This window comes from Paenibacillus sp. HGH0039 (genome assembly GCF_000411255.1).
Classification (GTDB): domain Bacteria; phylum Bacillota; class Bacilli; order Paenibacillales; family NBRC-103111; genus Paenibacillus_F.
In genome coordinates, this window is record NZ_KE150412.1 from 1,109,048 (window position 1) to 1,134,705 (window position 25,658).

Here is a 25,658-nt window from a genome sequence, read left to right on the forward strand (position 1 = left end):
TTTACTTACGCATCTTCGGATCGAGCGCGTCACGAAGACCGTCACCGAGCACGTTGAAGCTTAGCAGAATAAGACTGAATACAGCTGTCGGGAACAGCAGGCGGAACGGATAATAACGCATGGAAGCCGCTCCGTCCGACAGAAGGGATCCGAGCGACGCGAGCGGCGGACGGATACCGATACCGATGAAGCCCAGGAAGGCTTCCGCGAATATCGCCGAAGGAACTACGAACGTGATTTGAACCACGATAATACCAAGCGCATTCGGAATCAGGTGGCGCATAATAATCCGGCCTGTGTTGGCGCCCAGTGTGCGGGAAGCCAGTACGTATTCCTGTTCCTTGAGCTGAAGAACCTGGCCGCGGACGAGCCGCGCCATCGGCACCCAGCCGGTGATCGAATAAGCGATGATAATGGACGTAATGCCCGGCTTCAGCACCATCATAAGGAGGATGGCGATCAGCAGGAACGGAATGGAATAAATAATTTCGATAAAGCGCTGCATCACGGAATCGACTTTGCCGCCGTAGTAACCGGAAATACCGCCGTAGATAACGCCGACGATCAAGTCAATGACAGCTGCTACAATACCGATGAACAGGGAGATACGAGTTCCCCACCATACGCGTGTCCACAGATCGCGGCCCAGATCGTCCGTACCGAACCAATGCACGGAATTCGGCTTCGTGTTGGCGATGGACGGATTCGTCGCACTATACTCAAATTGCGACAAGAATGGAGCCACGATCGAAACGAGAGTGAGAAGAATGAGTATAAACAAGCCGGCCATAGCCAGTCGGTTTTTCTTAAGTCGACGCCAAGCATCCTTCCAGTAGGTCAGCGACGGGCGGACGATTTGCTCCTGTAAATGTTCGTCCTTAATCAAGGGCGCAAATTTACCGGATGCGTTTACAGTCGATTGTCCTGGATTTTGCATAGTTTACTTCCCGCCTTTCCCCAGACGAATTCTCGGGTCAATATAACCGTAGAGGATGTCGGTAATAAGAATTACGATAATTAGAATCGCAGAGTAGAAGATGGTCATACCGGAAATAACGGTATAGTCATTAGAGTAGATCGCATTAACCAATTGCTTACCTAATCCCGGAACGGAGAAAACCTGTTCCACAACAAGCGTACCGGTAATCAATCCCGCAAAAACCGGTCCGATAATGGTGACAACCGGCATGATGGCATTACGAATCGTGTGACGCCATACAACCGTGTGACTCGCCAAACCTTTTGCTTTCGCAGTTTTGATATAATCCTGATTCAATACATCCAGCATGGACGTACGCATCATTCTGGCCACGTTAGCAAGCGTACCGAATGAAAGCGCCAGGGTCGGTAAAACTTTGTAGGAAGGACCTTTCCACAATGCGGCCGGGAGCCAGCCCAGCTTATTTCCGATATAGTAAGCAAGAAGCGGTCCGAGAACGAACGAAGGAATGGATACGCCTACGACCGCGATAAAGATTGCCGTGCGGTCTTGCCATTTATTGTGGTTAAGCGCGGCAATAATGCCCAGGAACAAACCGAAAATAAGAGCGACAATAATAGAGTACATACCCAGTTGAAAAGACGGCCAAAAGCCCGCGCTGATCATGCTTGTTACATCACGAGCCGGAAATTGGAAGGATACCCCCAAATCACCTTGTATCACATGTTTCAGGTAAAGCAGGTACTGCTGCCATTGCGGCTTATCGAGCCCGTATTGTGCTAGCAGAATCTGATAGTTTTCTTTGGACATCTTCAGTACAGCTTCTCCGAACGGATCGCCCGGAAGCAGCTTCATCAGAACGAAGGTGACCGTGATGACGAGCCAAAGTGTAATGATGGCATAGAACAGCCGCTGTAGGATATATCTGAACACATAGGGTCCTCCTTTTGGAAAAATGAAGCCGGAAGGGGACGTCCCGCGAGGTGCGTCCCCTTCTGACTTTAGCTGCTTATTAAGCTAGCTGCGGAATAAAGAATTACTTCTTCGCTTCCGTAATTGTTACCCCTTTAACATCCCACTCCATACCGTAGTTCGGCAGTACAAGACCTTGTACCGTGTTGCGAACGAGGTAAGGAACTTTACGGGAATAGACAGGACCTACAGCCATATCTTCCATCAGGATTTTCTCTGCGTCTACTAGCAGCTGAGAACGTTTAGCAGGATCCGCTTCTTTGTCAGCGGCTTTGATTTTCTCGTCATAGGTAGGGTTGCTGTAATACACGTTGTTGAACTCGCTGCCCGTTACCCACATGTCGAGGAAAGTCATCGGATCGTTATAATCAGCGCCCCAAAGTGCAAGTACGATATCGTAGTCGCCTTTGTTTTGACGTTCTACACGAAGTTTGTGCGGAACAGGCTCGCCGACTGCTTTGTAACCGAGGTTTTTCTCCCACTCGCCCATCAGGAACTCGATGGATTTCTTACCGGAGCCCTGCTCGTCGCCGAGGAGCTTCAGTTCAGGAAGTTTGTCGATGCCGAGTTCTTTAAGACCTGCTGCCAGATATTCTTTCGCTTTAGCCGGATCTGCTTTAGGAAGCGTGTCGCCGGCTGTTTTACGGAATTCGTTCTTGTTGCCGTCTTGAGTACCGTCGGCTACAAGACCTCTTGCCGCTGCCGTACCGTTGTTGGCCAGCGTCAGTACGTAAGCATCACGGTCAACCGCAAGCGTCAGTGCTTTACGGATGTTTGCGTTGGCCAGAACTTTGTTCTTCTGGTTGTACATGAAGTACATCGAAGTCAATTCGTTCTTCACTTTGATGTTTTCTTTGTCCGTTTGAGATTTCGCTTTGAACTGGTCGCTGCTCAGGTTCGTTACGTCTGTTTCTTCGGTTTCATACAGGTTCAAGGAGCTGTTGGAGTCCGTTACGATGTTAACCGTCAGTTTCTCCAGTTTTACGTTGGCAGCATCCCAGTAGTTCGGGTTTTTCTCGAATACGAGGTTTTGGTCATGGTTCCATTGTTTCAGAACGAACGGACCAGCACCGATAATTTTGTCAGCGTCGCCGCCGTATTTTTCACCGTTTTTGGTAACCAGATCTTCACGTTGCGGGAAGAAAATCGGGAAAGCAAGGAGATCTTCGAAGAAGGTAACCGGCTTTTCCAGTGTAATTTCGAGTGTTTTCTCATCAATCGCTTTAACGCCTAGAGCTTTTTTCTTAGCTTCAACTTCTTCAGGCTTTGCTTTGATGATGTCATTTCCGCCTTTAATCCAGGCAGTCATGAAGTTGTATTGCGCTTTAGTGCTCGGATCGAGAGTACGTTGGAAGGAATAAACGAAATCGCTTGCTTTGACCGGTTGGCCGTCTGCCCATTTCGCGTCACGGAGCTTAATGGTGTAAACGAGACCGTCTTTGGAAATTTCCGGTTTGGCAGCTGCAAGTCCAGGCTGCGGTTTGCCGTCTTTATCGAGACGGTAGAGGCCTTCGTTCAGTGCGTTCAGCATCGTAAATGCTGCATTTGTAGTACCTTTGGAGCTGTCTAGAACCGGTGGCTCGGCATTGAAGTTAATGCGAAGTTCTTGCTTAGCGGCATTTGCTTTGTCTGTACCGCCTTTGTCCCCCGTTGCTGCCTTGTCGTCACTGCCACAACCTGCTGCGATACTGCCGACAAGCGTCAGTGCAACCGCTGTGGAAACCCACTTTTTAGCTTTCATACGGTAATTATTCCTCCCTTTAATAATAAATCTTATGGTTAAAGGTGTTTGACGGAAAATTTCGAATTTTCCAATGACACCGCTTCCCCTAATCGAGGCACTTCTCCGAGCTAAAGCGACAATATCGGCCTTTCGTCCTTACATGTTACATTTTATAACACAGTTTGTCAGGAAGTCCAGAATCTTTTTTGTGAAAAAGAACTTTCTCTTGCAAAAATGTTAAAATGCTGTAAAGGCTAAACTGTTACTAATTACCTATTATACAACCAAAGGTCAATAAAATCTACTTGTAATTTTCTACATAGGTTCGAGTATTTGAGACTTCCGAACCGCGCCTAACCTGCGCCAGCACTGCTTTAGAGCGTTAATTCGGCAATTAGTTGAACTGCGGTCAATTCATGTCGGCAAAAGGGAGACCGCTATCCGAGAACAGCCGTCCCCATGCGAACCACCATAAACATGACATAGAGAAGAGAAAGTCCCATAAAACTGAGCCGCCATACGATGCGCAGCGACTTCCCCAGTTCCATCTTCCCTTTCCTGTCGTTCTGGTATCCGCCTATAAGCCCGAAAACGATAAGAATGACCAGCAGAAGAAACCATAATCCGAACGAGCTGGAGAACAAAGAATTCCACAGCGACGCGACGGATCCGAGCAGCAGGAAGGTCGTGAGATCCATAGTAATCCGGGTGGATTTTTTCTTTTCTTTGGTTACAATATATACGATTATCCATATCAGCACAAAGGAAAGAAAAGGGAGCATAGCAAGTACCGCATATATGCTGGACAATCCGTCTATGAATGAATCCAATCCCATCATCACCCACTTTGCTCCGCAGCTTTAATCAGCCGGTATACGGTTTCATGAGTGGGCATAGACATCCCGGCCCGCTCCGCTTTTGCGAGCAGACCACCCGTGATCGCCTCAATTTCCGTCATCCTGCCCGCCGCGATATCCTGCAGCATCGAAGATCGGTTGACAGCCGTCTTCCGGCAAACTTCCAGGATTTCGTCCCATAAAGATTCTTCAACCGTTACGTGCTGTGTAAGCGCCAAGTCCCTTCCTTCCTCGAAGAGCTTCCTCATCAGCAGCAGTGAGTCCGAAGTCTCAGGCAGCTTCCCGTTAGGAATCCGGAGCAGAGCCGTCAGCGGATTAATCACCGCATTGATCAAAAGCTTGCTCCATATATGGCGCTCTATACTCTTCGACACAAAAACGTCAAATCCTGCTTGCTTTAAACAATCTTGAACCGTTTTCAAATTTATTTGCGGAACCTTCTCTGTATGCGGTTCCGTATCCTTGGCATGGATATGGCCGATCCGCGTCCAGCCGCGGCCCGTATGCGCCACTTCCGAATGCGACAAACGTCTTGCCCCCTCCGTGGTCACCGCCTGGATCATGAAGGGACGGGCTTTCTCGCTGTCCAGCTTCTCCCAGTGGCCGATCCCGTTCTGCAGCGAAACAAGCCCCGCGCCTTGCTCCATGGAAGAAATCAGATAAGACGCCAATTCTTCCGTAAAAGCCGTCTGTTTGACTGCCAAGAGAATAAACCTTGCTTCGGATCGATCCGCGGAATTCAAACCGCTCACGGCATCCGGAAAAGCGAGCGCGGGGACTTCAGCCGTTAACTCCGTCCAGCCCTCCACACGGATTCCTTTCTTGTTTACGGCTTCCGCCTGTTCCCTGCTCCTCGTAACCAGCTTTACCCGGCAGCCGGCTGCCGCCAGTTTGGCCGCAAAAAGCAGTCCGAGCGAGCCGCCTCCGACGACTTCTACCAGCATGGCCCCCACTCCTTTATCTTATTTTGCATTCGGCCCCTTATTCCTTGCTTGCATAATTCGCCATTTTTCAGCCATTCCCCGCAAGGACGGCGTAATCCTTCTTGACGCTTCAAAAAAAATAAATCCCCCCGGCAGTATACCGGAAGGATTCCCAGGAAGATCTTTAATCTATTCTCTCTAAATTACCGTTTGCGTCCATCTTGAACCTCGGCTTGCTCTCTTCCTCTTCTTCTACTAAAAAGGCCATTTTCCGGGCACGGTCCATAATTTGGATAAGTGCCTTATAATCATCGTTGACAACCCGGTAATCGGTTTCAACTTCATTGACCTGCTTGTTGAGCTGCTCGTTCTCTCTGCGGTATTTGGAAAGCTCCTCTTCCTTGTCGTTCAAAGAGCGCTCCATCTGCTTGATATGGCGCATCAGTTCCTGATAAGTCTGCTTCCACTGCCGCAGGAACCGGATTACCGCATCAATGGAAAGCGCCGCTTCCGTCACTTCACGGCCCGACGGTTCCAGAACGTCCAGAACGGCTAGCGAGGCGCCCCCTGAAATAGTAGAAACGGCCGCATGCTTCTTCAGCTGCGCTCTTTTCTGCCGCTGGGATTTCGCAATGGAAATGGCGGCCTCGTATTTCTTGCGCACGAAGCTGTTCCACCGGAACCCGCACGCCGCGGCCGTCCGCCCGATACGCTCCCCCACTTCCTCAAACGCGGCCAGTTGAGTGCTGCCTTCCCGGATATGGCGCAGCGTTACCTCCGCGAGCATCAAATCATCTTCGTCGCTCCAAGCATCCTGCCTGATTGCCGTCATGTTTTACAATCCTCCTAACCTATTGTCCAAAATAGATCACGTCCTACCGCGCATTCGACTTTCATGCCCAATCGGCCGGACCGTTCATAAGCCGGGCAGGAGATTTATCCGTGAACGGTTCCGCTCGTAATATCTCTATGCCCCTGGCAGATTTCATAGAATCTATTTGATACTATTTGGTATTTCCATTTTTTATGACACTCATACCTAAAAAGAAGACCGGTTAAGAGACAACCGAGGGAGCTTCGCCTGGAATTGGCAATGCTTGTCACAACTTTTTAACAAAGGCAGACGATTGGATGTTTACACTACAGGGTATGCTGGGTATAATGAAGATTAGATTATTTCGCATCGTGGTAGGAGAGGGGGAAGTTTTCATGGATCGCATGTTCCGAGTTCTGGGTTTCTGGACTCTGGTGATCGCCCTGATGAGTCTGGCGGGAGAAATGTATCCCATGTCCATGCTGTTCTTTTTTCAAACCGTCGTATTCGTACTACTTGGCTATCTGAAGCTGTCGGAACGTACTTACATCGTATTGTTCTGGGGCTATATGGTTATTTCGTTTACCGGATTCACGTACTGGTCCGTGTTCAAAATGCCTCTCTAATTACATACGGCGCTTGAGCAAAAAAGGTGATTCGCGATTGAACTCGCGGATCACCTTTTTTTCGTTGGACTGGAGAACCTACGTCCGCTCACCGCTAAACCGGTGTATTTGCTCCTTAAAATAAGCTGGTATGTGTACATTCCGCACCATCACATAGAACCGGGCCCCAAGAACCATGACATGTAGGGTCGGCATGGGAATTACCTGTTTTACCTATTTTACCTATTTCACCTCATTCATCTATCTCTGCTCTGGTCATAGGATATTCTTTTCATTCATTTCCCGGCTCAAAAGCTTTGCTTATCGGCTACCCGACATGACCGGCCTTCCGGTCGGCGATTGTCCGACTCCGAAGGGATCGGGCAAAACCTGCCGGATGATTACCGCATTAAGACACCGCAACGGGCGCCGGGAAAATCGGCTTCCGCGTACTTCATTCGCGGATTCAGCTTTCTTCCCGTTCAAGCGTCAGCACCTTGAACAGCTCGCTCATCCCGTCGCTGATGAGCAGCTGCCGGATCGCCCGGTTCGCCTTCGCTTCCGGGCTAAACGGATCCCGGCCGGCATGCTCCACGAGCCGGCCGAGGATGCCGCCGCGCACGAGGAACTCGCGCTGCGTCTCGTAACGGGCGACGGTCCATCCCGCCGCCCGGGCCGCGCGCATGCACGCCGTGAAATCGACGTGCGCGGTTATATCCTTACGCCCCGCGGCGGCGTAAGGATTGTCATCGGCGATATGCCGCCGATAGCACATCAGCGTCCCGTTCATCCGGTGGGACGCATAGAGCTCTCCGGCGGTATCGCCGTAGTCCACCAGCAGCATCCGTCCGCTGCGGATGCGCCCCGCGGCGCGGGTGATCCACTCCCCCGCGCCAAGATTCACTTCCGCCTGCTGCCCGTGGGCCAGGCGGATCCCCTCGCGGCCGAGATGCAGCGCGGCCGGGTGGTCTTCTCCGAGCGGCAGCCACCGCTCGGTAAAACCCGTGCGGTCGTCCCATCCGACCGCACCGAGCTCGAGCCGGCCGTCCCGGCAGCGGACGCGGTGCACCGGCATCGCGTCCGCCAGCTCGTTGGCGACGGCGAACACTCCGCCGCCGGACGGCTCGGCAAGCCACTCCGCCTCCGTCAGGAACCGGAGGCGGTCCGCATGCTCCCGCAGCATCTCCCGCTGCAGGGCGCAGTGGTACGCGCTCGATTCGATCGCCGTGATCGAAACGGACGCGTACTGCCCCGGGCTGCGGCTGCGCAGCGCGTCCAGCGCCTGCAGGGCCAGCCGGCCCGTGCCTCCGCCGAATTCGACGAATTCGACGGGGCTGCCGGACGGCAGGCTCTCGGCAAAAGCCAGCAGCTCGCCGGCGATGATCTCTCCCATCATGCTTCCCAGATTGGAGCTCGTGTAAAAATCCCCGTCCCGCCCGATTTTGGGTTCTTCGCGGCGGTAATATCCAAACTCCGGGTGATACAGACAAATCGTCATATAATCCCGAAAAGGAAGAGGTCCCTCTTCTTCTATTTTTCTTTTCAAAATCGCGACGATTTCCGGATGACCGGCCTCCGCCTCAGTTTCTCCGGTTCCCGAAGGAATGCCCCTATGACCGTTAAATTCGCTCATTTTCTCGCCTCCAGGAAAATTGTAGGGATAAAGACAAATAGAACCTGAATAGATATAATAGAAAAGGTAGAAAAGGAAGGGGATTCCCAGCATGTTCAAAGCACTCATTTCACTTTCTATAGCCATTGTCATTCCCGCCGTTCTCATATCCGGCTGTTCGGACCGTGAAGCTGCCAAGGCTGCCGTCAAAGGCGCCCTGCACAAGCAGGCGGAGATGAACGCTTTCGCTTTCGCGGGCGGGGCCGATCTTCACCTGGACGGGCTTCCGGCAGGGGACTCGTCCACACTGCCCGGGCAGCTGTTTTCGTTTCTCAAAGACAGCAAGCTGGAATGGAAGGGCGCCGCTTCCTTAAATCCGGTCCGGTGGGAATCCGATCTCAAGGCAGCTTCACGGAGCGGTTCGGCCGAACTGACGGTTCCTCTTCTTTTCCAAGATAACAAATTGTTTTTCCATATGCCACTTCTTAACCCGGATAACGAATATTTCGTAACACGGCTGGGGGTGCCCCCGGACTCTCCGGCTTCCGCAGGGGATAAGACGGGCACGGCTGCGAAAGCCGCGGCTTCTCCCGCGCTGGAGCATCTCTCCCGGCTTTCTTCCGATCTGTCCAAGCTTCTGCAGGAAGGGGCCGACGAGGCCTGGTTTGAGCATGACGGGGAAGTCAAGCTGACTGACGGTTCGGCTGCCCAGTCGTATACAGCCTCCGTAACCCGCATGAACGCCGGCGCCTGGAATAAGAAGGTACAGGAGAAGCTCCCCCGTTTCCTGGAAGCGCTGAAATCAAACGGGCTTATTTCCGAGGCGCAGGCCGCCGAATTTAGGCGTTCGGCAAGTTCGTTTAAATTATCCGCCCCAGGCAAATGGACGGTCCTTGTCGACAAGGAAGGTTTTTTACGAAAGCTCGAGATGGAATTTAAGTTTACCGGCCCCGGAGGGAATAAATCGTCCGCATCCGCCCAGACTTTCTCCTTCCATCAGTCTTTCGATGCCGTTAACCAAACACCGGAATTCCGGAAGCCGCTGCCTCGGCAAACCAAGTCTATCGATGAAGTTCTCAAGAGTCTTGGCAGCGCCGGCAAACAATAGAGCATGCTGCTTACTTTCCGCCTGCGGGAGGTAAGTATTTTTTTGAACCCGTTCTCATAGAATGGGATAATTTCGGAATTAAAGGGGTCAACACATGATTTTGAAAAAATTCACCCTCACCTTCTGCACCCTTCTGTTCGGGACAAGCCTCCTTTTTGTTCCGGTTCATGCGGAAAACAGGACGGAAGCGGAAAAGAAAGAAACCGAATCTCTTCTGCAGAAAGGGCTGACGGTCCATGAAATCGACCGTGAAATCGTCCGCCTCGCGGAGGAAGACGTGAAGCTCGGCGGTCAGCTAACCGATACAGAGAAAAAGATCGCCGCCCAGGAAATCGTCGTTAAAGATGCGAAAAAACGGGCGGGCAAGGTCATCCGCTCTTATTATGCCGGCGAGCGCGAATCGCTCTGGTCCGTCCTGCTGTCGGTCCGTTCGCTGCCGGATCTTCTCAAAACGTACGAGTATCTGGACATCATTCTCGATCATGATCACCGTTCGCTGACGGCTCATCAGGACGCCTACCGCGAGCTGGGCGCCATGAAAACCAAATTGGCGAATCAGCGCACCGATTTGCAGAAAACCAAAGAAAATTATGTTAAGCAAAAGGAGCGGATTCTCGCTCTTCAGTCCGAGTTGAACCGGGAACTGGACGCAAGCGGAAGGAGCGAACTGATTCTCGCTCTAATCCAGGAACTCAACGGACGCTGGGCACAGGAAGGACTGCCGTTGTTCCGTACATATTTCCGTTCGCTGGCCGGTGTAATGGATTATTTCCCGGAACTGTTGACACCCGGGGGCAAGGACAGTCATTTGACCCTGGAAACGGGCGGCGGCAAATTTCAAATGACCGACCATCAGCTTAACGCGTTCCTTCGCAGCAAAGACAGCAAGTTCGACGATCTAACGTTTCAGTTCAAGCCGGACGGTGTCATGGCCTTCGGCACCAAGGACGATATGGACGTCTCCATAAAGGGCACCTACGAAATGGAAAAAGACGGAGACCAGCCCGTCATCGCCTTCCGTGTGCAGGAATTAGTGTTTAACGGGTTTAAACTGCCGGATACAACGGGTAAGTCACTGGAAAAGGAATTTAATCTGCGCATTTATCCGAAGAAGCTCTTCTCCTTCGTTTCCGTGGAACAGATTACCCTGGAAGACGGACTTTTAGCCATTAAGCTCGGGCTGAACTGGTAGACCGATCCTGTCCGGCGTGATCCGCCGCTTTTGTAAGCCCAATGGTTTATTGTTCGTAAGGATGATGAGGTCCGCGGGGAAGAAGAGTCTTCTTCGGGTTAACGTGAATGCGCCGGATACGAAAGCGAGGAATTGATTATGCAGCTTAAGCCTGCCCTTATCGTGGATTTCCGCCAAGACGGATCAGCGGCTGATTTCGCCCCGTTTGATCCCGAGCTCAAAGAGACGGTCGAGCTGTTCGATCAGGATAAGGAAGTGTTTGTTTTTAACCGCGAAGAAGAGCTTGACCAAGCTAAGGAGCTGGTCAGCCGGCACGGTTATGAAGCCGAGCCGATGAATCTCGTGCTGCTTCCTCCCCATGCGGAACGGACGGGTTATTTTTCGGACTACGGGTTTGAAAGCGGAGCCGGACACCTCTACTTGTACGAACCCGGCATCGCCGTCTTCCGTCTCGGAACGGGTGCGGTACAAGATCCGGATTCGCCCATGAAAACCGCATCCGAAGCGGAACCGGAGCTGGCGCGGCGGCAGATGGACGAATACGTGATCGCCCGGTTTCACGAAGCGGACGGTCTTCACTTCGTGGTTGACCGCCAGCATGACGAACTGATGGACCGGACTGCCCGCGCTTACGGTTGTACGGTGCATTTTATCATCTCATGATTAACGAATGCTGTACCGGAAACCTCCGGCAGGCACAACAAAAAGCGGCAGGCTTTAGGCCCGCCGCTTTTGTTATGCGCTACAGCAGATCGGCCGCCAGTTGGGCGAGGTGGGAGCGCTCGCCTTTTTCCAGCGTGACGTGTCCGCTGATTTCTTCCTGCTTGAACCTCTCGACCGCATAGGTCAAACCGTTGCTGGCCGCGTCCAGGTAAGGATGATCGATCTGACCGGGATCTCCCAGCAGAACGATTTTGCTGCCTTCGCCTACCCGGGATACGATCGTTTTCACTTCGTGTTTCGAAAGATTCTGCGCTTCATCGATAATAATAAACTGTCCCGGAATCGAGCGACCGCGGATATAAGTCAGGGCTTCGACCTGAATACTGCCGAGCCCGGCGAGTATTTTCTCGATATCGCCCGCTTTTTTCGTATCGAAGAGAAATTCCAGGTTATCGTAGATCGGCTGCATCCAAGGCCGGAGCTTCTCGTCCTTCTCGCCCGGCAGGTAGCCGATATCTTTCCCCATCGGAACGACAGGACGCGCGATCGTCAATTTTTTGTATTTACGCTCGTCTTCCACTTTGAGCAGTCCCGCTGCCAGCGTCAGCAACGTTTTGCCGGTGCCGGCCTTGCCCGAAAGGGTGACGAAGGAAATGTCGTCGTTCAGAAGCAGCTCCAATGCCATCCGCTGCTGAGCGTTGCGTGCGGCGATTCCCCACACCGGTTCATTCGACAAGAAGAGCGGTTCCAGCTTTTTGCCGTCGGACGACGTTTTGAGCAGCGCCGATTTCGAGGTGCCCAGCTCATCCCGGAGAATGACGAATTCATGCGGATTGAGCCGGTAGCCCAGATTCAGCGTAGGCACGCTCAGAAACCGGAACGAGTAAAACTCGTCGATGACGGACGGATGGACATGAAGCGTCGTGCAGCCCGCATACATTTCGTGATCGGATACGACACGGTCGCTCAAGTAGTCCTGTGCGGTCAGACCGAGCACATCCGCCTTAATACGGACGAGCATATCCTTACTGACCAGGATGACGGGCCGCGGCTCAGATTTCGTCTGTTCCTCCGTCCGGTAATTTAGCGCCACCGCTATAATCCGGTTATCGTTCGTCACCTCGGCGAAGACTTCCTGCATTTTATTGAAGCTCTTGTGATTAAGCTCCACTTTCAGGCTGCCTCCGCTGTCGAGCGTAATTCCGTCATGCAGCCGTCCCCGTGCCCGCATCGCGTCCAGCAGTCTGGAAACCATCCGGGCGTTGCGTCCGATTTCGTCGGCGTTGCGCTTCTTGGAATCGATCTCCTCCAGCACGACGGCCGGAATGATGACCTCGTTATCTTCAAAAGAAAACATCGCGTTCGGATCCTGCAGCAGTACGTTGGTATCGAGCACGAAAATTTTTTTCATTCCCGAAATTCCCTCCCGAATCTGTAATGTTTACGGGGTTACCACGATACGGCCCCTGGGGAAAAGCTACAGGCTTACATCCTTTCCGCGGATCGGTATCCGGCGGTTACGGCGGCTACATCCAGCTCTCGGTTCTTTCCCGTCGTCCGCCCGCATCCCCCGATTCCGCAGAAAGCGGCATTTTCAGACAAAGCGCCAAAGTGACAAAAAGCCCGGGCACAAAAGTGCCTAGGCTTTTTTCATCGCTTCAAATACTTGTCCGTCCAGCTTGTCGGCTGCACGTTTGTCATAAGTTTTCTCGAATTCAGGGTCTACGGAAATACGGGCGCCGTAGAACATCGCGTCGCGAACGACACGGATATTCAGATCATAGCAGGCCAGCTTGAAGGGAACCCCTTCAAGAACTTCGGCCGCCGGCGCGGCTTCCGCGTAAATAGCGTGTACGGTCCCCGCGGCAATCATCGTCACGGTAGCCGACGGGCTTTTCTCCAAGTTAGCAATCAGACGTGAGCGCTTGTCAACAGCAAAGCGTATTCTTCCCGGGTCCGGGGCATATACCCACGAAATGGCATTGGCCGTAGGTGCTCCCGTTTCCGAGTCGATCGTATGCAGCAGGACGAGCTTTTCCTTGTGAAATTCCGCAATCAATTGTTCCGAGAGAGCTGTAATTTCTTCCGCCATGCCTGCAGCGCCTCCTGCATCATTTTAAATAAGTGCTGTTAGCGAACCAAGGCCCGCCTGATTTCATTATATCATATGGAAAAAGCTTCACGCTATGTACAACAGCGGTCAGGCACGGATTCACACTCCTTTAGCGACAGATACAACCATTGTATTCGTCTCCACAAGGAAGATATGTCACCCTTGTCTATCCGGGCGTGAAAAAGATCGCTAGTTATTCGTTATATTTGGGGTTGGAACCGATATCGGCAAGCAGGCGCCCGGCTTGCTCACGGTCGAAAAAGACGGAATGCTTCTCCCCCTGCCGCACATAGTCGATCCGAAGACGGTACTCATCCGCCTCTGTTCTTTCAAATTCGCTTACACCATGATCTTCCCGCAAAATCTCTTCGAAGAAGTCGGCCGTTTTCCCTGCCGCCTCGTCAAGAGGTCTTGCATCGGCCACAATGCGGATCTGCAGCCAGTTGAACAAAGCGTCCTGAAGCGTCATAGAATTCGGCCCCCCGGTTTGAAATCAAATTTGGCACAACCTTGTCGTCGTTACTGACCCGTTTGTCCGGAGTCCTTCTTCTTGCGTCTTCCCTCGACAAAATAACGGATCCGCAGAATCAGCATAAGCAAAATCGCTACGGCGAGCGAAGGGACAATCGGAATTTGCGGTCCGAGCACCTGGAAAAACGTAAGCATAAACGAACCCAGCGCAAGCAGGACGTAAACGATCAGCGCTTTCAAAACCGGCAGTCTGCGTGTACGGAAAACCTTGTTATACACGAAGGACATCATGATGAAGATGATGAGGCACGTCAGCCAAAAATTTTCGGCGAACCATTGGTACATTACGCTGCAACCCCCTTTGTATAGTTAAAAAAGAAGGGAAATAAGGCGAAGGAACACAAATTCCCGCTTATTTCCCTTCGTAGGTGAAAAGATGGATTCAGTTAAGCTTACGCGTTGGCGTCAGCGGTTTTGCGCTGCTTCTCCGCGCGTTCACGCTCGTTCTTGTTCAAGATCTTCTTGCGAAGACGGATCGACTTCGGCGTGATTTCGCAATACTCGTCATCGTTCAGATATTCGAGAGCCTGCTCCAGAGAATAGATTCTCGGAACTTTCAGCTTAACGGTATCATCTTTCCCTGCGGAACGGATGTTGTTAAGCTGTTTTTCTTTACAAATGTTAACGACGATATCGTTATCGCGCGTATGCTCGCCAACGATCATGCCTTCGTACACTTCAGTAGCCGGCGTTACGAAGAGCGTACCGCGGTCTTCGATCGACATCAGGCCGTAAGTGGTGGCTACACCGTTCTCCATGGAAACCAGCACGCCTTCGTGACGGCCGCCGACACCCGCGCCGGCATAAGGGCCGTAGCTGTCGAAAGCATGGTTCATGATGCCGTAACCGCGTGTCAGCGTCAGGAAGTTCGTCCGGTAACCGATCAAGCCGCGGGCCGGGATCAGGAATTCAAGGCGAACGTTGCCGTTGCCGTGGTTCACCATGTTCACCATTTCGGCTTTGCGCGTTCCGAGGCTTTCCATTACGGCGCCCATGCTGTCTTCCGGTACGTCGATCAGAAGACGCTCGATCGGCTCCATTTTCTGGCCGTCGATTTGACGGATAATGACTTCCGGCTTGGAAACTTGAAGCTCGAAGCCTTCACGGCGCATATTCTCGATGAGAATACCGAGGTGAAGCTCGCCGCGTCCCGATACGATAAACATATCCGGGCTGTCGGTTTCTTCCACACGCAGGGAAACGTCCGTTTCCAGCTCGTTGAACAGACGCTCGCGAAGCTTGCGGGATGTCACCCATTTGCCTTCGCGGCCTGCGAAAGGACTGTTGTTGACGATGAACGTCATTTGCAGAGTAGGCTCGTCGATTTTCAGAACCGGCAGTGCTTCCGGGTTAGCCGGATCGGCAATCGTTTCACCGATGTTGATGTCCTTAATACCGGAGATGGCGATAATGTCACCGGCGCCCGCCTGCTCGATTTCAACACGCTTCAAGCCTTGGAAACCGAACAGTTTCTCGATGCGCGCTTGCTTCATTCCGCCTTCGCGGGTCATAACGGCCACGGGCTGGCCTTGCTTGATGATACCGCGGTTCACACGGCCGATCCCGATTCTTCCGAGATATTCGTTAAAGTCCATCAGGGTAACGAGGAATTGAAGAGGCTCGTCCACGCTTTCCGTCGGATGCGGGATATGGCTGACGATCGTCTCGTAAAGAGCCAGCATATTCTCGCCTTGAGAATCAGATTCCAAGCTGGACGTGCCCTGCAGAGCGGATGCGTAAACAACCGGGAATTCCAGCTGATCGTCATTGGCGCCCAGTTCGATGAACAGATCCAGTACTTCATCAATGACTTCGAGCGGGCGAGCGTTCGGACGGTCGATTTTGTTCACGACGACAACCGGAGTCAGGTTCTGCTCGAGTGCTTTACGAAGCACGAACTTCGTCTGAGGCATCGTTCCTTCAAAAGCATCGACGACCAGAAGAACACCGTCAACCATTTTCATAATCCGTTCCACTTCTCCGCCGAAATCGGCGTGTCCGGGAGTATCCATGATGTTAATCAGGTGGTCTTTATAGTTAATGGCCGTATTTTTGGCAAGAATGGTGATGCCGCGTTCCCGTTCCAAATCGCCGGAATCCATGGCGCGTTCCTGAACGGCTTCGTTCTCGCGGAATGTACCGGACTGTTGGAGCAGCTTATCAACTAGCGTGGTTTTACCGTGGTCAACGTGGGCAATGATCGCGATGTTGCGGATTTTCTCTCTGGGAAACATAAAGGTAGGTCCTCTCTCCTTGGGCGCTGCGCGCTTTTATTGAATGGCAAAGCCGTGATGCTTGGCAAAAACGTTGTGATACCGTATGTGACGCGGAAGACCGTAAGCCTAAAGCCTCGGCCGTTCCGGGGAACATGCCTGTCTGAGACAGCTTTGACAGCTTTGTATACCGGGCGGTCTGCCGGGACGGCTGCAAGAACCGTAAAAGCATCCGACCGGGCTCTGTTTCAAAATAAGCGCCGGATGCATTCCGACGCTACAACGTTCCGATTATACGCGATAGAACTTCTAAAAGCAAGATTTTTCGGCAGTAAAAGAGGTTTTCTCCTCCGATTTCCACTCTATTTTACACGCTACCAGATTCTTTTGCCTGATACGATCAGTACGACGCCTGCCGCCAGCAGAAGCACGATAAACACGTAGATGCTCACCGTAAACACCAGGTTGAAGAGCAGCAGCACTACGGAGACGAGCGCGAGTCCGATGGCAATCATCCGCAGCCCGTTATCCCGGCCTTTTTCGAAATAGACGAGTTCATAGAGCCCGACCGCGATCCCGAAAATGAATCCCGGCCACAGAATGGACATGAGCCCCCAGCCGAACAGGCTGCACAGGAAAAAGAGAATACCGTACGTAACGAGAACGCCGCCCGGAAAAACCGCCGCGGATGGCAGTGTCCGGTTGAAGACGAGGGCGTGCAGCACAAGGCCGGGCAGCACGAGCAGCACAAGCGGCCACAAAAGCGCCCCGATGAACGTGAAAACGCCGATTTTTCCGAGCAGCAGAACTAGAGCCACCCCGACAAGAATGATTCCCATAGATAACGGTTTGTTCGACATCTGCGATCCCCCTGTATTCGGACGACACCTTGACGGATAGCGGATCTGCGGATTGCCGGAATTGCGGCGAGGTTTCCTGATCGCCATCTCCGTATCTTGGAAGTCCGGCAGTCCGCCCCTCCGCGTCCGCGGGCAATTCCGCCCGGTATCGACACGCTTTTTATTTCCAGTTTATCGCAAACGGGAAATGCTGGCTAGAGCCAATCCTCGGGCGGAAATGCGGAGAAGCTATTCTTTTATCGATTCAAAAGAGGCGTCGTAGAGCCGGAACATCGTTTTGTAGCCGGACTCGTCGACTTTAATGCCCACGTCGAGTCTGCCCTTGATTTTAAGGGGACCTGACGTGTAGCGCAGCTTCGTCTCCTTCGGCACGAATACGATCATAATCTTGTTCCAGTAAGTCTCGTCCCCGTTGTCAAAAGGGCATTCCGCCCCGGGCGCGGGAATGAGCAGAAACCAGTGCTTGTCGAAGGACAGGACTTCGCCCATAAACCCGCGGATCTCTACGCTTTTGCCGTTGAGATCCCAGAATTTATTCGACGGCGTCGCCTGTTTCTCGTCGTCGAAGAACTCCGTCCACTTCAGCACGGGGGACGAAGATTTGGCCGGGGCCGCCGTCGGCTTCGCGGCGGCCGGAGTCTTGTCCGCGGGGCCGTTCCCGGCGGACGCATTCTTCTGCGGCGGCGCGCTTGCCGCAGGAGCGGTCCCGGCGGCCGTGCCGCCGGAAGGAGCCGCCGACGGCTGCACGGAGCCGCCCGCTGCTGCCGCGCCCGGCGCAGGGCTCTGCCGCGGAGCCGTTCCCGGCGATGCGGATGATGCGGGCGCTCCGCCCGCATCGCCGGCAGCCGGCGGCAGGCCGCCCGGGGCGCCTGTGCCTGTGCCGGTCGGGGCGGGCGTCCCCTCCGGCGCGGCGCTTCCCGCGGGAGGCGCTGCCGCGGACGGGGACGCGGCGGCGTCTGCCGGCGTCTGCGCGGCCGATGCGGAGCCGAACGACTGCGCGGCAGTCTTCGGCGCCTCTTCTTTGCCGCAGGCGGATGTCAGGAGCGCGGCGGCGAGAATCGTCAAAACCGTGCGGGTATACTTCATTATGGATCTCCTCCTACATAAGGGAATGGAATTGCTGTCCGGTCTTTCGGACAGCGCGGCGGCGGCGCTGCCGCAGCCGGATCAGGAACGGAACAGATACAAGGGGTCCACCCGGTAAACCTGCCAGGCCGGAATCGCCGAAGCGGCTATGCCGAGCAGGACGGCTCCTCCCGCAAGCAGCAGCTCGCCGGGCGCAAGCGACCATGGATCGATCTGGATTCCCGCGAAGTCAAACAGCAGGGAGCTTCCGGCGGCTCCGGCGCTATGGCCGAGCAGAAGGCCGACAAGCAGACCTCCCGCGGTCAGAAAAACCCCTTCGCCGACAAGCGCCGCCCACACGTACCGTCCCGGTTTGCCGATCAGGCGCAGCAGCGCGACATCTTTGCGGCGTTCGCTTGCCGCCGCCAGCAAAGAAAGCAGCAGGGTCAAAGCGGCCAAAAGGACGCAAAGGTACGTAACGATCTGCACGACCTGCGTGCCTTTATCCACCACATTGACGACGTCCGCTACGGCCTTGCCGGTATACATGGCCTGAAGGCCCGTCATTGCGTCGTATTTGTTTTTGAGCGCCTGGGCTCCGAGAAGCGATTTCGGCTTCACCATAAGCGCCGTCACTTCGCGGTCGTGCTGCGCTGCTTCCCCGTGGACCGCCCAGGCGTAGTCCAGTGTCGTGAACACGGCACGATCGTCGGGAGAGTGCAGAGGCGGCAGGATGCCGACGACTTTGTACGAGAAAGCTTCATGCTCGTCATGCTCGTTATGCTCGTTATGCTCGCCTTGTGCGCCCTCATGGCTTGCGTCCGCATGCCCCCCGCTCTCTTCCTCATGGTGCTCCTCCGCATGCTCTCCCGCCGCTTCGGCGGAATGGACAAGGCCGTGCCCGCCCTTGAACGTATCTCCCACATTCAAGCCGAGCGTACGGGCGGCATGTGAGCCGATAACCGCTTCGCCGAGCCCGTCGTACAAGCTTCCTGACGCGAGCTGTTTATCTCCGTACCGGACGGCGAAATACCGGGCGTCTACGCCTACTATGGGATAACCGTTCAGATTATCTCCCGTCGTTATGGCGAAAACTTCCTCCGCCTCGGCTTCTTTCTTCACCTGCTCATATAAGGCGTTCGGAATATTCCCGGTCGGCGCCCCGATATGATAGTAGGTGCTCATCGCAAGCTGGGTCTTGCTCCCCTCCGCGCCCATCGTAATCTCGAACGGACCGTATCCTTTCTCAGCGCCTTTCTCCACGCCTTCGTTCCACATCAGCACGAACAGCAGCAAAGCGGCCGTCAAGGCGACCGAAAGCATCGTTAAGACCGATAATGTCTTACGGTGAAGCGCATTGCGCCAAATAACCCGGAAAACACTCATCCCAGCTTTTCCCCTTTCCATCCGGACGTCCCCGAGGGTTCAGCTATATCTCCCGGCAAAATACGGTCACGACCAGGCCCGCCCGCCGGGCGGATCGCTTCCTTCGGCGTGTACCACTCGTTAAGCTCCCCGATGTGCGTCCTGGTCCGGAACCCGGCCGCCAGCTCGAGATCATGGGTCACGACCAGCAGCGTCGCATTCGAGGATGCGGTAAGCTCGAGGAGAAGCCGCATCACGTCCTCGGCCGTTTCCCGGTCCAGGCTTCCCGTCGGCTCATCGGCCAGCACGATTTTCGGGCTGCGGATCAGGGCCCGGATCATCGCCACCCTCTGCTGCTGTCCGCGGGACAGCTGACCGGGCAGATGATTCATCCGGTCGGCAAGTCCGACGCGTTCGAACCATTCCGCTGTGAGTTCCCGCTTACGCGGTTTAGGCATTTTCACGGGCAGGGCCAGCTCCACGTTCTGCCTCGCTGTCAGCGAGGCCATGAGGTGAAAATCCTGAAAGATGATTCCGACCTTCTCGGAACGGAAGCGGTCGCGCTGGGCCTGGGATTGGGCATGAAGAGGCACATCGTCGACAGTTATCTGCCCTTCGTCCGGGGCGAGTACGCCGCAGAGCAGATGGAGCAGCGTACTTTTGCCGCTTCCGCTGGGACCGGTTAACGCAAGCTGCGCGCCTTCCCCCACTTCCCATTCCGGAACGGATAAAATGGGGAGCTCCCCTTCGCCGGGCAGCCGGAACTGTTTTTTAACGCCTGTAAGCTTAATCATCATGTATCAGCCTCCATTGAAAACGGACAGGAGCTTCATGCCCCTGTCCGTCGGATGATGCCGGTACTGCTCCGCCCGGCCGATTATTTCAGCTTGATCCGCTCGGAGAGCGCGTCCCATGTCAAGTTTTTGCCCGTAAGCTTGTTGAATGCTTCCAGCGGGAGATAGAGGACGTTGTTGTCGATGTTCGCTTTGAAGCCGCTTGGCTGGCCGTTCAAGGCCGCTGCCTGCGTATCGATGTTTACGGAAAGATTGACGCCGCCCGCGCTCAGAACGACTTCTCTTGCATCCCCGTTCCATTTCACTTCGGCGCCCAGCGTTTCAGCCAGCGCTCTGGCCGGATAAAGTACCGCACCTTCGCGGGTCACTTTGAATTTCGGGTACGCATATTCGCTCTGCAGCTTGTCTGTCGCCGCTTTCAGATCGATACCCGCCACGGAAGCCACGGCGCGCGCGATTTCGGTGTTGTCGATCTGGCCTTTGACCTTCTCGGCGATAGGACCGTAAGCCCATACGCCCACGTCGACGGCGGAATGACCGTGTCCGGACCAGCCTACAAGGTAGCGCTTGGACATTACGGCGTTAAATGCGCCTTCCTGCTTGTACGAAGAGCCGTCTCCGGCGAGAATGAATTTCGCTTCGTCGTCGGTCAGATCCGTATGGCCGGTATATTTGGCTACGAGCGCTTTCACGTCTTCGACGGTTTTGGCGTTTTTGAGCTCTCCGCCGATCAGTTCCGACGATTTTTGCTGGTCGTCCCAAGCGTCCACGTTGATCTCGTAAATGTTGTCACGGGAAAGCGAGAGACCGCCTGTTTCGTGATCCGCCGTTACGACGACGGACGTGTTACCGTCTTTTTTCGCAAATTCCATGGCGACTTTAACCGCTGCGTCGAAATCGAGCATTTCCTGCACGACGGACGGCAGATCGTTCGCATGACCCGCATGGTCGATGCGTCCGCCTTCCACCATCATCGTAAATCCTTTCGGATTGGCGGAAAGAATGTCGATCGCTTTGCTGGTCATTTCCGCGAGATTAGGGACGGTGTTCGTGCGGTCCAGCACATAATCCACGTGGGAGTTTCCGAACAGGCCGAGCGCTTTTCCGGTTTTGCCGTCCAGCGATGACAGCCCCTGCTTGTCGTACACGACTTTGTAGCCTTCTTTTTCGAAGTCCGGAATGATCGTTTTGTCCGTCCGCTTGCCCTTCTCGTCCTTGCTCAGGAAAAACTGCTTGCCGCCGCCGAACAGCACGTCCACATTCCCGTCGTTCAAATATTGGGACGCGATGGCGCTCTCGTTGTCGCGGTTGCGCACGTGAGAAGCGTAAACGGCCGGTGTAGCGTGAGTGATACGAGCGGTGGTGACGAGTCCCGTCGCTTTGCCCGCCAGCTCGGAAGCTTCGATCACGGAAGCGAACGGCTTGGACACGTCTTCGTTCGAAACGCTGATCGCGGCGTTGTATGTTTTATTGCCCGTTGCGAAAGCCGTTCCCGCCGAAGCGGAGTCCGTCACTTCACCGGAAACGATTGTGCCGCCGTCTTCTCCCCGGTCCGCATATGTAGTGGCTTGTCCGACGTAGTAGGAGTCGAGCTCCAAATGATCCTTGCCCAGCTTATTTTTGGAAAACGTACGTCCGGCCGACACCTGGGCCGGTCCCATTCCGTCGCCGATCAGCACGATCACGTTCTTGGATACCGCCTTCTGTTCTTTCTCTGCAGCCGTTGTGCCTGCGGCCAGTGCGCCGCTTGCCAGCGTGAATGGAAGAAGTGCGATTGCCGTTCCGGCAATCATCGAACGATGAATGATCTTTTTCAAAAGAATCCCCTCCGACTTTAAGTTCCCAACAAGTCTCATCGTACGGCTTTACTATTTCCGACAGTTAAAAGAAAACGCGCAAGTTTGTTAAATTAAGGGGATACTATTAAGCCGATGTAAAAAGGGGATACTACCGGTAACCAGAAGGACAGGAGAACGGAGATGGCTACGAACCGGAAATCCAAGAAAAAACCGCTCTGGACCCGAGACTTTGCGGTAACCTCCCTTTCGAACCTGCTTTTATTTTTCAGTTTTCAGCTGCTCATTCCGACCATTCCGCTTTATGCGGCCGGTATCGGCGGCGGGCAGACCCAGATCGGGCTTGCCATGGGTACTTTTACCGTCGCCTCTCTGCTGACGCGCCCCTTCGCGGGCAGAGCGCTGGACACGATCGGCCGGAGGCATGTGCTTTCCGCGGGGCTCGCCTTGTGCGGGCTGGCCGTGCTCGGTTATTCGGCGGCCGCCGTTGTCGCCATGCTGCTCGCGCTCCGATTTATTCACGGAATCGGCTGGGGAATTTCCACCACCTCGCTCGGGACGGTGATTTCGGATATCATCCCTTCCGAGCGCCGGGGCGAAGGGATGGGCATCTACGGATTGTCCAATACGATGGCGATGGCCCTGGCCCCCTTGACGGGCTTGTGGATCGCCGCGGAGTACGGCTTTCACCCGTTGTTCATTTTCTCCACCGCCCTCGCTTTCTCGGCTTTGCTGCTCTCCTTGTTTATCAGATCGGGGCGTAAAAAACCACCCGCTTCTTCCCGCCCCTTCTCATGGCGCGGGTTCCGCGAAGGGCTGATCGAGCCGGGGGCGCTGCTTCCGTCCCTTCTGCTGTTCTGTACGGCCGTCTGCTACGGCGGAATCGTCACTTTCCTCACCCTGTTCGGTAAGGAAGCCGGTATCGGCAACGTCGGCTGGTTCTTCGTCTGCAATGCGGTCATGCTGCTAATCACCCGTCCGCTGACGGGACTGGTTTATGACCGCAAGGGGCCGGCGTGGGTGCTGTTTCCGGGCGCCTTCTTTACCGGCGCGGGTCTGTGGCTGCTCTCCTACGCCCATTCCGCGTCGTCGCTTGCCGCAGCTGCGGCTGTCTTCGGAGCGGGATTCGGCTCCGTGCAGCCCGCCCTGCTGGCGTGGACGATCGACCGGACGGAGCCGTCCCGAAGGGGAGCGGCCAACGGCACGTTCTACTCCGCCAACGATCTGGGCATCGGGACCGGCTCGATGCTGCTCGGCGCGTTCGCTTCTCTTGTCGGCAGCTACGGGGCCGCCTATCGCTGGTCCGTGCTGCTCATCGTGCTGCTGATCGTCATTTACAGCGTCTATCTGCTGCTGACACGGCGCAAAAGCGCGCAGCTTAAAGCCGCATAAAGCGGCTTAACCAGACGCTTGGTAAACTCGGGGCACGCCGCGAAGAACAAAACGGCTGACAATCCCGCGCAGGCAGGGTCCCGGCGCACCGTGCGACATCGCATGACGCCGTCAACCGCCTGCACCACAGCCGCTGCAAGCTGGCCCTGCATTAGTCGCAGGCTCGCCAAATTACCCGAACCCAAATAAAACCGCCGTTACTCCGGGAGCAACGGCGGTTTTTGGTGCGCGAGGCGCGTGAAACGGCCGAGATTGCAGATGCAACCGGCTTGCCCGCAGTCTACTTGCTTCTGGCCGAAATAATTTCTTCCGCACGGCGGGAGCGGTGTTCTTCCGTAATGGCCGGACACGTGTAACAGTAGGTGTCCGTCAGCTTGTAATACAGACAGCAGCGGTATTTCATGCGCACTGTTTTGCCTGCGTTATAAACGTCCGGCACAAACTTGAAAGGAAGATCCAGCGGGTGCCGGTCCCGAATTCCCGAACATTCGAACCAGGCAGGGTCCGAGACTCCGACGATATATTCATAGTCTTCCCGGAGAAGGAGTTTAAGCTCCTCCGTGGCAGCCGTATCCATCCAATTTTGATAGCTTCTATGCAGCGTTAATGCGGCGTATGACCACTGGGAATGCTTATCTATCCCAGTCAGTTCCCGGAGCCTCTGAAACACGGGCTTCATATAAGAGTCGAACAAGCCGCCGACCAAATGTGCCCGCCTCTCTTCCCGCGAAAGTTCCGGCACCGCAAAGGTTGAGGGGCTTCCCTGCAGATGCAGGTAGAACGATTCTTGATCGTACTGGATGGACGTTGAAGCCGGATCCAGCGGCAAAGCGATGTTATGGTGCGACATGGCGTGAAGAAAAGCGGCCGGTATCAGGCTCAGGTAGCTCGATAGAGTGGCGCCGATTGCGCGAAGGTGTTCGGTTTTATACACGTCCTTGTAATGCCCGATCATTTCCTGCAAGCCTTCCTGCAAAAAATCGCTTCCTCCGGTCGTTTTCTCAAGGAGTTTCTCTCCGCCTAGAAGGACGCGAAACTGTTTGGCATAAAATTCCTGGAATTTCGCCGGATCTTCCGTCCATGCGTGATGGTTTTCCGTCTGCACATCTCTCACCCCCTGTAAAATCAGCCTGCCGGGTCGGCAGAATCCTGTTTACAACGACTTCTCATAAATGAGAACCATTATCACTGATGAACAGTTTACCATATCGTACACAGCATGAAAAGACCGGCCCCTGAAGGACCGGCCGTTTGAATGATCAGACTCCGCATACACCTTGAAAAAGCAGGCTAGACTGCGATGCCCTGTCAGAACACGGTTTTTCTTTTGGCCGGAAGCAGCCATTTTTTCAAGAGACCGATGCCAACGACCAGAACGGCCCCCAGCCACGGAACCGGCCAATGCGGCCATTCCCCGAGAAGCCAACCGCTCAGCTTCGCATCGCTGAGGAACATCTCTCCGGCGGTAAAGCCCAGAACGGCCGCCCCCATGTAAATGAGCACCGGCATCTTTTCCAGAAGCTCCACGACAACGGCGCTTCCCCAGATGATGATGGGAATGCTCAGCCCGATCCCCAGGATCAGAATGGTCAGATTATTCCCGGCAGCAGCGGCAATCGCCAGCACATTGTCCAAACTCATGACGAAATCGGCCGCAATGATCGTCCAGACCGCCTTCGACAGGGTGCTGGCCTGCAGGACGGACGAATGAGCATCGTTGTCCATCAACAGCTTCACGGCGATCCAGAGCAGGAATACCGAGCCTGCCGCCTGGATAAAGGGGATTTTCAGAACGCCCACGGCGATAATGGTCAAAATGAGCCGCAGGGCGATCGCGCCGAACGCTCCCCACCATACGGCCTGCCTGCGCTGCGCGGCCGGCAGATTTTTGCTTGCCATCGCGATGACGACGGCGTTGTCTCCGCTGAGTACGATGTTGATCAGCATGATTTGCAGAAACAGTCCAAGCTGTTCGAGCACACCGCTTCTCCCCTTCCGCTTCAGGCTCCACTCGTAGTCAAAGCAAAGCCGCCTAAGCCTAGAGCTTAAAGCTGCCCGCGGCCGGCCGCGGCCTCACATCGCCGGATCGGACACCCCTTCCTTTTCCTTATCCGTCCGTG

At 54.6% G+C, this 25,658-nt stretch carries 24 protein-coding genes and 1 pseudogene; 6 read left to right on the forward strand and 19 right to left on the reverse strand.

The annotated features are described in order from the left end of the window. Position 1: 1 nt before the first annotated feature. The 6 genes from HMPREF1207_RS04785 to HMPREF1207_RS04810 all read right to left on the reverse strand — a co-directional run bounded on the left by HMPREF1207_RS04785 (position 2) and on the right by HMPREF1207_RS04810 (position 6,247). A complete protein-coding gene (locus HMPREF1207_RS04785) occupies positions 2-937 on the reverse strand; it encodes an ABC transporter permease (protein ID WP_009671333.1) in 936 nt (311 codons plus the stop codon). A gap of 3 nt (positions 938-940) precedes the next feature. Continuing rightward, positions 941-1,873, reverse strand: a complete 933-nt coding sequence (locus HMPREF1207_RS04790) for an ABC transporter permease (RefSeq protein ID WP_009671342.1) — start codon at positions 1,871-1,873, stop codon at positions 941-943. Between the two features lie 103 nt (positions 1,874-1,976). Next, positions 1,977-3,653: a peptide ABC transporter substrate-binding protein gene (locus HMPREF1207_RS04795; protein WP_009671330.1), complete on the reverse strand. Its 1,677-nt coding sequence runs from the start codon at positions 3,651-3,653 to the stop codon at positions 1,977-1,979. A 419-nt stretch (positions 3,654-4,072) separates the two neighbouring features. Next, positions 4,073-4,474, reverse strand: coding sequence for a DUF3397 domain-containing protein (locus tag HMPREF1207_RS04800; RefSeq protein WP_009671350.1), 402 nt, complete (start codon positions 4,472-4,474; stop codon positions 4,073-4,075). Next, complete coding sequence (locus HMPREF1207_RS04805; protein ID WP_009671351.1) at positions 4,474-5,436, reverse strand: ketopantoate reductase family protein; 963 nt, start codon at positions 5,434-5,436, stop codon at positions 4,474-4,476. Before HMPREF1207_RS04805 ends, HMPREF1207_RS04800 begins: the two co-directional genes overlap by 1 nt. A gap of 163 nt (positions 5,437-5,599) precedes the next feature. Further along, positions 5,600-6,247 (reverse strand): RsfA family transcriptional regulator, encoded by a 648-nt coding sequence (locus tag HMPREF1207_RS04810; protein WP_009671346.1) that lies wholly within the window; start codon positions 6,245-6,247, stop codon positions 5,600-5,602. 377 nt (positions 6,248-6,624) lie between these two features. On the opposite strand from HMPREF1207_RS04810, the gene HMPREF1207_RS04815 reads away from it, so the two are divergent. Then, positions 6,625-6,855, forward strand: a complete 231-nt coding sequence (locus HMPREF1207_RS04815; protein ID WP_009671348.1) for a DUF2626 domain-containing protein — start codon at positions 6,625-6,627, stop codon at positions 6,853-6,855. Between the two features lie 445 nt (positions 6,856-7,300). Here the strand turns inward: HMPREF1207_RS04815 and HMPREF1207_RS04820 are convergent, their stop codons facing one another. Continuing rightward, the gene (locus HMPREF1207_RS04820) at positions 7,301-8,467 is read right to left on the reverse strand and encodes a class I SAM-dependent methyltransferase (RefSeq protein WP_009671341.1); all 1,167 of its coding nucleotides are present in this window, start codon (positions 8,465-8,467) and stop codon (positions 7,301-7,303) included. Between the two features lie 91 nt (positions 8,468-8,558). Between HMPREF1207_RS04820 and HMPREF1207_RS04825 the strand changes: the two genes are divergently transcribed. From HMPREF1207_RS04825 to HMPREF1207_RS04835, 3 genes are all read left to right on the forward strand, one after another. Continuing rightward, a complete protein-coding gene (locus HMPREF1207_RS04825; RefSeq protein ID WP_009671329.1) occupies positions 8,559-9,554 on the forward strand; it encodes a hypothetical protein in 996 nt (331 codons plus the stop codon). Positions 9,555-9,648: 94 nt separating this feature from the next. Next, on the forward strand, positions 9,649-10,746 hold the full coding sequence (locus HMPREF1207_RS04830) for a coiled-coil domain-containing protein (protein ID WP_009671344.1): 1,098 nt from the start codon (positions 9,649-9,651) through the stop codon (positions 10,744-10,746). 138 nt (positions 10,747-10,884) lie between these two features. Next, the gene (locus HMPREF1207_RS04835) at positions 10,885-11,409 is read left to right on the forward strand and encodes a hypothetical protein (protein WP_009671335.1); all 525 of its coding nucleotides are present in this window, start codon (positions 10,885-10,887) and stop codon (positions 11,407-11,409) included. A gap of 79 nt (positions 11,410-11,488) precedes the next feature. On the opposite strand, the gene HMPREF1207_RS04840 is transcribed toward HMPREF1207_RS04835, so the two are convergent. The 10 genes from HMPREF1207_RS04840 to HMPREF1207_RS04885 form a co-directional block, all read right to left on the reverse strand. Further along, a complete protein-coding gene (locus HMPREF1207_RS04840) occupies positions 11,489-12,820 on the reverse strand; it encodes a PhoH family protein (RefSeq protein WP_009671338.1) in 1,332 nt (443 codons plus the stop codon). 228 nt (positions 12,821-13,048) lie between these two features. Then, positions 13,049-13,501 (reverse strand): pyridoxamine 5'-phosphate oxidase family protein, encoded by a 453-nt coding sequence (locus tag HMPREF1207_RS04845; protein ID WP_009671337.1) that lies wholly within the window; start codon positions 13,499-13,501, stop codon positions 13,049-13,051. Between the two features lie 214 nt (positions 13,502-13,715). Continuing rightward, positions 13,716-13,991: a hypothetical protein gene (locus tag HMPREF1207_RS04850; protein ID WP_009671343.1), complete on the reverse strand. Its 276-nt coding sequence runs from the start codon at positions 13,989-13,991 to the stop codon at positions 13,716-13,718. A gap of 50 nt (positions 13,992-14,041) precedes the next feature. Beyond that, positions 14,042-14,338, reverse strand: coding sequence for a YlaH-like family protein (locus HMPREF1207_RS04855; RefSeq protein ID WP_009671349.1), 297 nt, complete (start codon positions 14,336-14,338; stop codon positions 14,042-14,044). Between the two features lie 107 nt (positions 14,339-14,445). Beyond that, the gene (gene typA / locus HMPREF1207_RS04860) at positions 14,446-16,287 is read right to left on the reverse strand and encodes a translational GTPase TypA (protein WP_009671334.1); all 1,842 of its coding nucleotides are present in this window, start codon (positions 16,285-16,287) and stop codon (positions 14,446-14,448) included. Between the two features lie 353 nt (positions 16,288-16,640). Further along, positions 16,641-17,126: a hypothetical protein gene (locus HMPREF1207_RS04865; protein ID WP_009671347.1), complete on the reverse strand. Its 486-nt coding sequence runs from the start codon at positions 17,124-17,126 to the stop codon at positions 16,641-16,643. 228 nt (positions 17,127-17,354) lie between these two features. After that, positions 17,355-18,212, reverse strand: coding sequence for a hypothetical protein (locus HMPREF1207_RS04870; RefSeq protein ID WP_016423476.1), 858 nt, complete (start codon positions 18,210-18,212; stop codon positions 17,355-17,357). An 81-nt stretch (positions 18,213-18,293) separates the two neighbouring features. After that, the gene (locus tag HMPREF1207_RS04875) at positions 18,294-19,577 is read right to left on the reverse strand and encodes an ABC transporter permease (protein WP_009674004.1); all 1,284 of its coding nucleotides are present in this window, start codon (positions 19,575-19,577) and stop codon (positions 18,294-18,296) included. Further along, positions 19,574-20,353, reverse strand: a complete 780-nt coding sequence (locus HMPREF1207_RS04880; RefSeq protein ID WP_009674005.1) for an ABC transporter ATP-binding protein — start codon at positions 20,351-20,353, stop codon at positions 19,574-19,576. The genes HMPREF1207_RS04875 and HMPREF1207_RS04880 overlap by 4 nt, the downstream gene beginning before the upstream one ends. 80 nt (positions 20,354-20,433) lie before the next feature. Then, positions 20,434-22,167 carry an alkaline phosphatase gene (locus HMPREF1207_RS04885; protein ID WP_009673995.1) on the reverse strand — a complete coding sequence of 578 codons (1,734 nt, stop codon included), beginning with the start codon at positions 22,165-22,167 and terminating at the stop codon, positions 20,434-20,436. A 156-nt stretch (positions 22,168-22,323) separates the two neighbouring features. Between HMPREF1207_RS04885 and HMPREF1207_RS30635 the strand changes: the two are divergent. Next, positions 22,324-23,061 (forward strand): annotated as a pseudogene (locus tag HMPREF1207_RS30635) (MFS transporter); the annotation flags it as partial. A 6-nt stretch (positions 23,062-23,067) separates the two neighbouring features. After that, positions 23,068-23,538, forward strand: a complete 471-nt coding sequence (locus HMPREF1207_RS30640) for an MFS transporter (protein WP_331271684.1) — start codon at positions 23,068-23,070, stop codon at positions 23,536-23,538. A 280-nt stretch (positions 23,539-23,818) separates the two neighbouring features. Here HMPREF1207_RS30640 and HMPREF1207_RS04895 read toward each other — a convergent pair whose 3' ends face one another. Both HMPREF1207_RS04895 and HMPREF1207_RS04900 read right to left on the reverse strand, forming a co-directional pair. Further along, a complete protein-coding gene (locus HMPREF1207_RS04895) occupies positions 23,819-24,643 on the reverse strand; it encodes an IucA/IucC family C-terminal-domain containing protein (protein WP_009673996.1) in 825 nt (274 codons plus the stop codon). 203 nt (positions 24,644-24,846) lie between these two features. Beyond that, positions 24,847-25,518, reverse strand: a complete 672-nt coding sequence (locus HMPREF1207_RS04900; RefSeq protein WP_009674003.1) for a TerC family protein — start codon at positions 25,516-25,518, stop codon at positions 24,847-24,849. Positions 25,519-25,658: the final 140 nt, after the last annotated feature.

Bases quoted from the DNA above. Each gene is read 5' to 3' on its own strand.
- HMPREF1207_RS04810 (WP_009671346.1), bottom strand. From the start codon at position 6,247: ATGACGGCAATCAGGCAGGATGCTTGGAGCGACGAAGATGATTTGATG.
- HMPREF1207_RS04835 (WP_009671335.1), top strand. From the start codon at position 10,885: ATGCAGCTTAAGCCTGCCCTTATCGTGGATTTCCGCCAAGACGGATCA.
- typA (WP_009671334.1), bottom strand. From the start codon at position 16,287: ATGTTTCCCAGAGAGAAAATCCGCAACATCGCGATCATTGCCCACGTT.
- HMPREF1207_RS04785 (WP_009671333.1), bottom strand. From the start codon at position 937: ATGCAAAATCCAGGACAATCGACTGTAAACGCATCCGGTAAATTTGCG.
- HMPREF1207_RS04845 (WP_009671337.1), bottom strand. From the start codon at position 13,501: ATGGCGGAAGAAATTACAGCTCTCTCGGAACAATTGATTGCGGAATTT.
- HMPREF1207_RS04850 (WP_009671343.1), bottom strand. From the start codon at position 13,991: ATGACGCTTCAGGACGCTTTGTTCAACTGGCTGCAGATCCGCATTGTG.
- HMPREF1207_RS04875 (WP_009674004.1), bottom strand. From the start codon at position 19,577: ATGAGTGTTTTCCGGGTTATTTGGCGCAATGCGCTTCACCGTAAGACA.
- HMPREF1207_RS04800 (WP_009671350.1), bottom strand. From the start codon at position 4,474: ATGATGGGATTGGATTCATTCATAGACGGATTGTCCAGCATATATGCG.
- HMPREF1207_RS04830 (WP_009671344.1), top strand. From the start codon at position 9,649: ATGATTTTGAAAAAATTCACCCTCACCTTCTGCACCCTTCTGTTCGGG.
- HMPREF1207_RS04825 (WP_009671329.1), top strand. From the start codon at position 8,559: ATGTTCAAAGCACTCATTTCACTTTCTATAGCCATTGTCATTCCCGCC.
- HMPREF1207_RS04815 (WP_009671348.1), top strand. From the start codon at position 6,625: ATGGATCGCATGTTCCGAGTTCTGGGTTTCTGGACTCTGGTGATCGCC.
- HMPREF1207_RS04855 (WP_009671349.1), bottom strand. From the start codon at position 14,338: ATGTACCAATGGTTCGCCGAAAATTTTTGGCTGACGTGCCTCATCATC.
- HMPREF1207_RS04865 (WP_009671347.1), bottom strand. From the start codon at position 17,126: ATGTCGAACAAACCGTTATCTATGGGAATCATTCTTGTCGGGGTGGCT.
- HMPREF1207_RS04805 (WP_009671351.1), bottom strand. From the start codon at position 5,436: ATGCTGGTAGAAGTCGTCGGAGGCGGCTCGCTCGGACTGCTTTTTGCG.
- HMPREF1207_RS04880 (WP_009674005.1), bottom strand. From the start codon at position 20,353: ATGATGATTAAGCTTACAGGCGTTAAAAAACAGTTCCGGCTGCCCGGC.
- HMPREF1207_RS04840 (WP_009671338.1), bottom strand. From the start codon at position 12,820: ATGAAAAAAATTTTCGTGCTCGATACCAACGTACTGCTGCAGGATCCG.
- HMPREF1207_RS04820 (WP_009671341.1), bottom strand. From the start codon at position 8,467: ATGAGCGAATTTAACGGTCATAGGGGCATTCCTTCGGGAACCGGAGAA.
- HMPREF1207_RS04795 (WP_009671330.1), bottom strand. From the start codon at position 3,653: ATGAAAGCTAAAAAGTGGGTTTCCACAGCGGTTGCACTGACGCTTGTC.
- HMPREF1207_RS04870 (WP_016423476.1), bottom strand. From the start codon at position 18,212: ATGAAGTATACCCGCACGGTTTTGACGATTCTCGCCGCCGCGCTCCTG.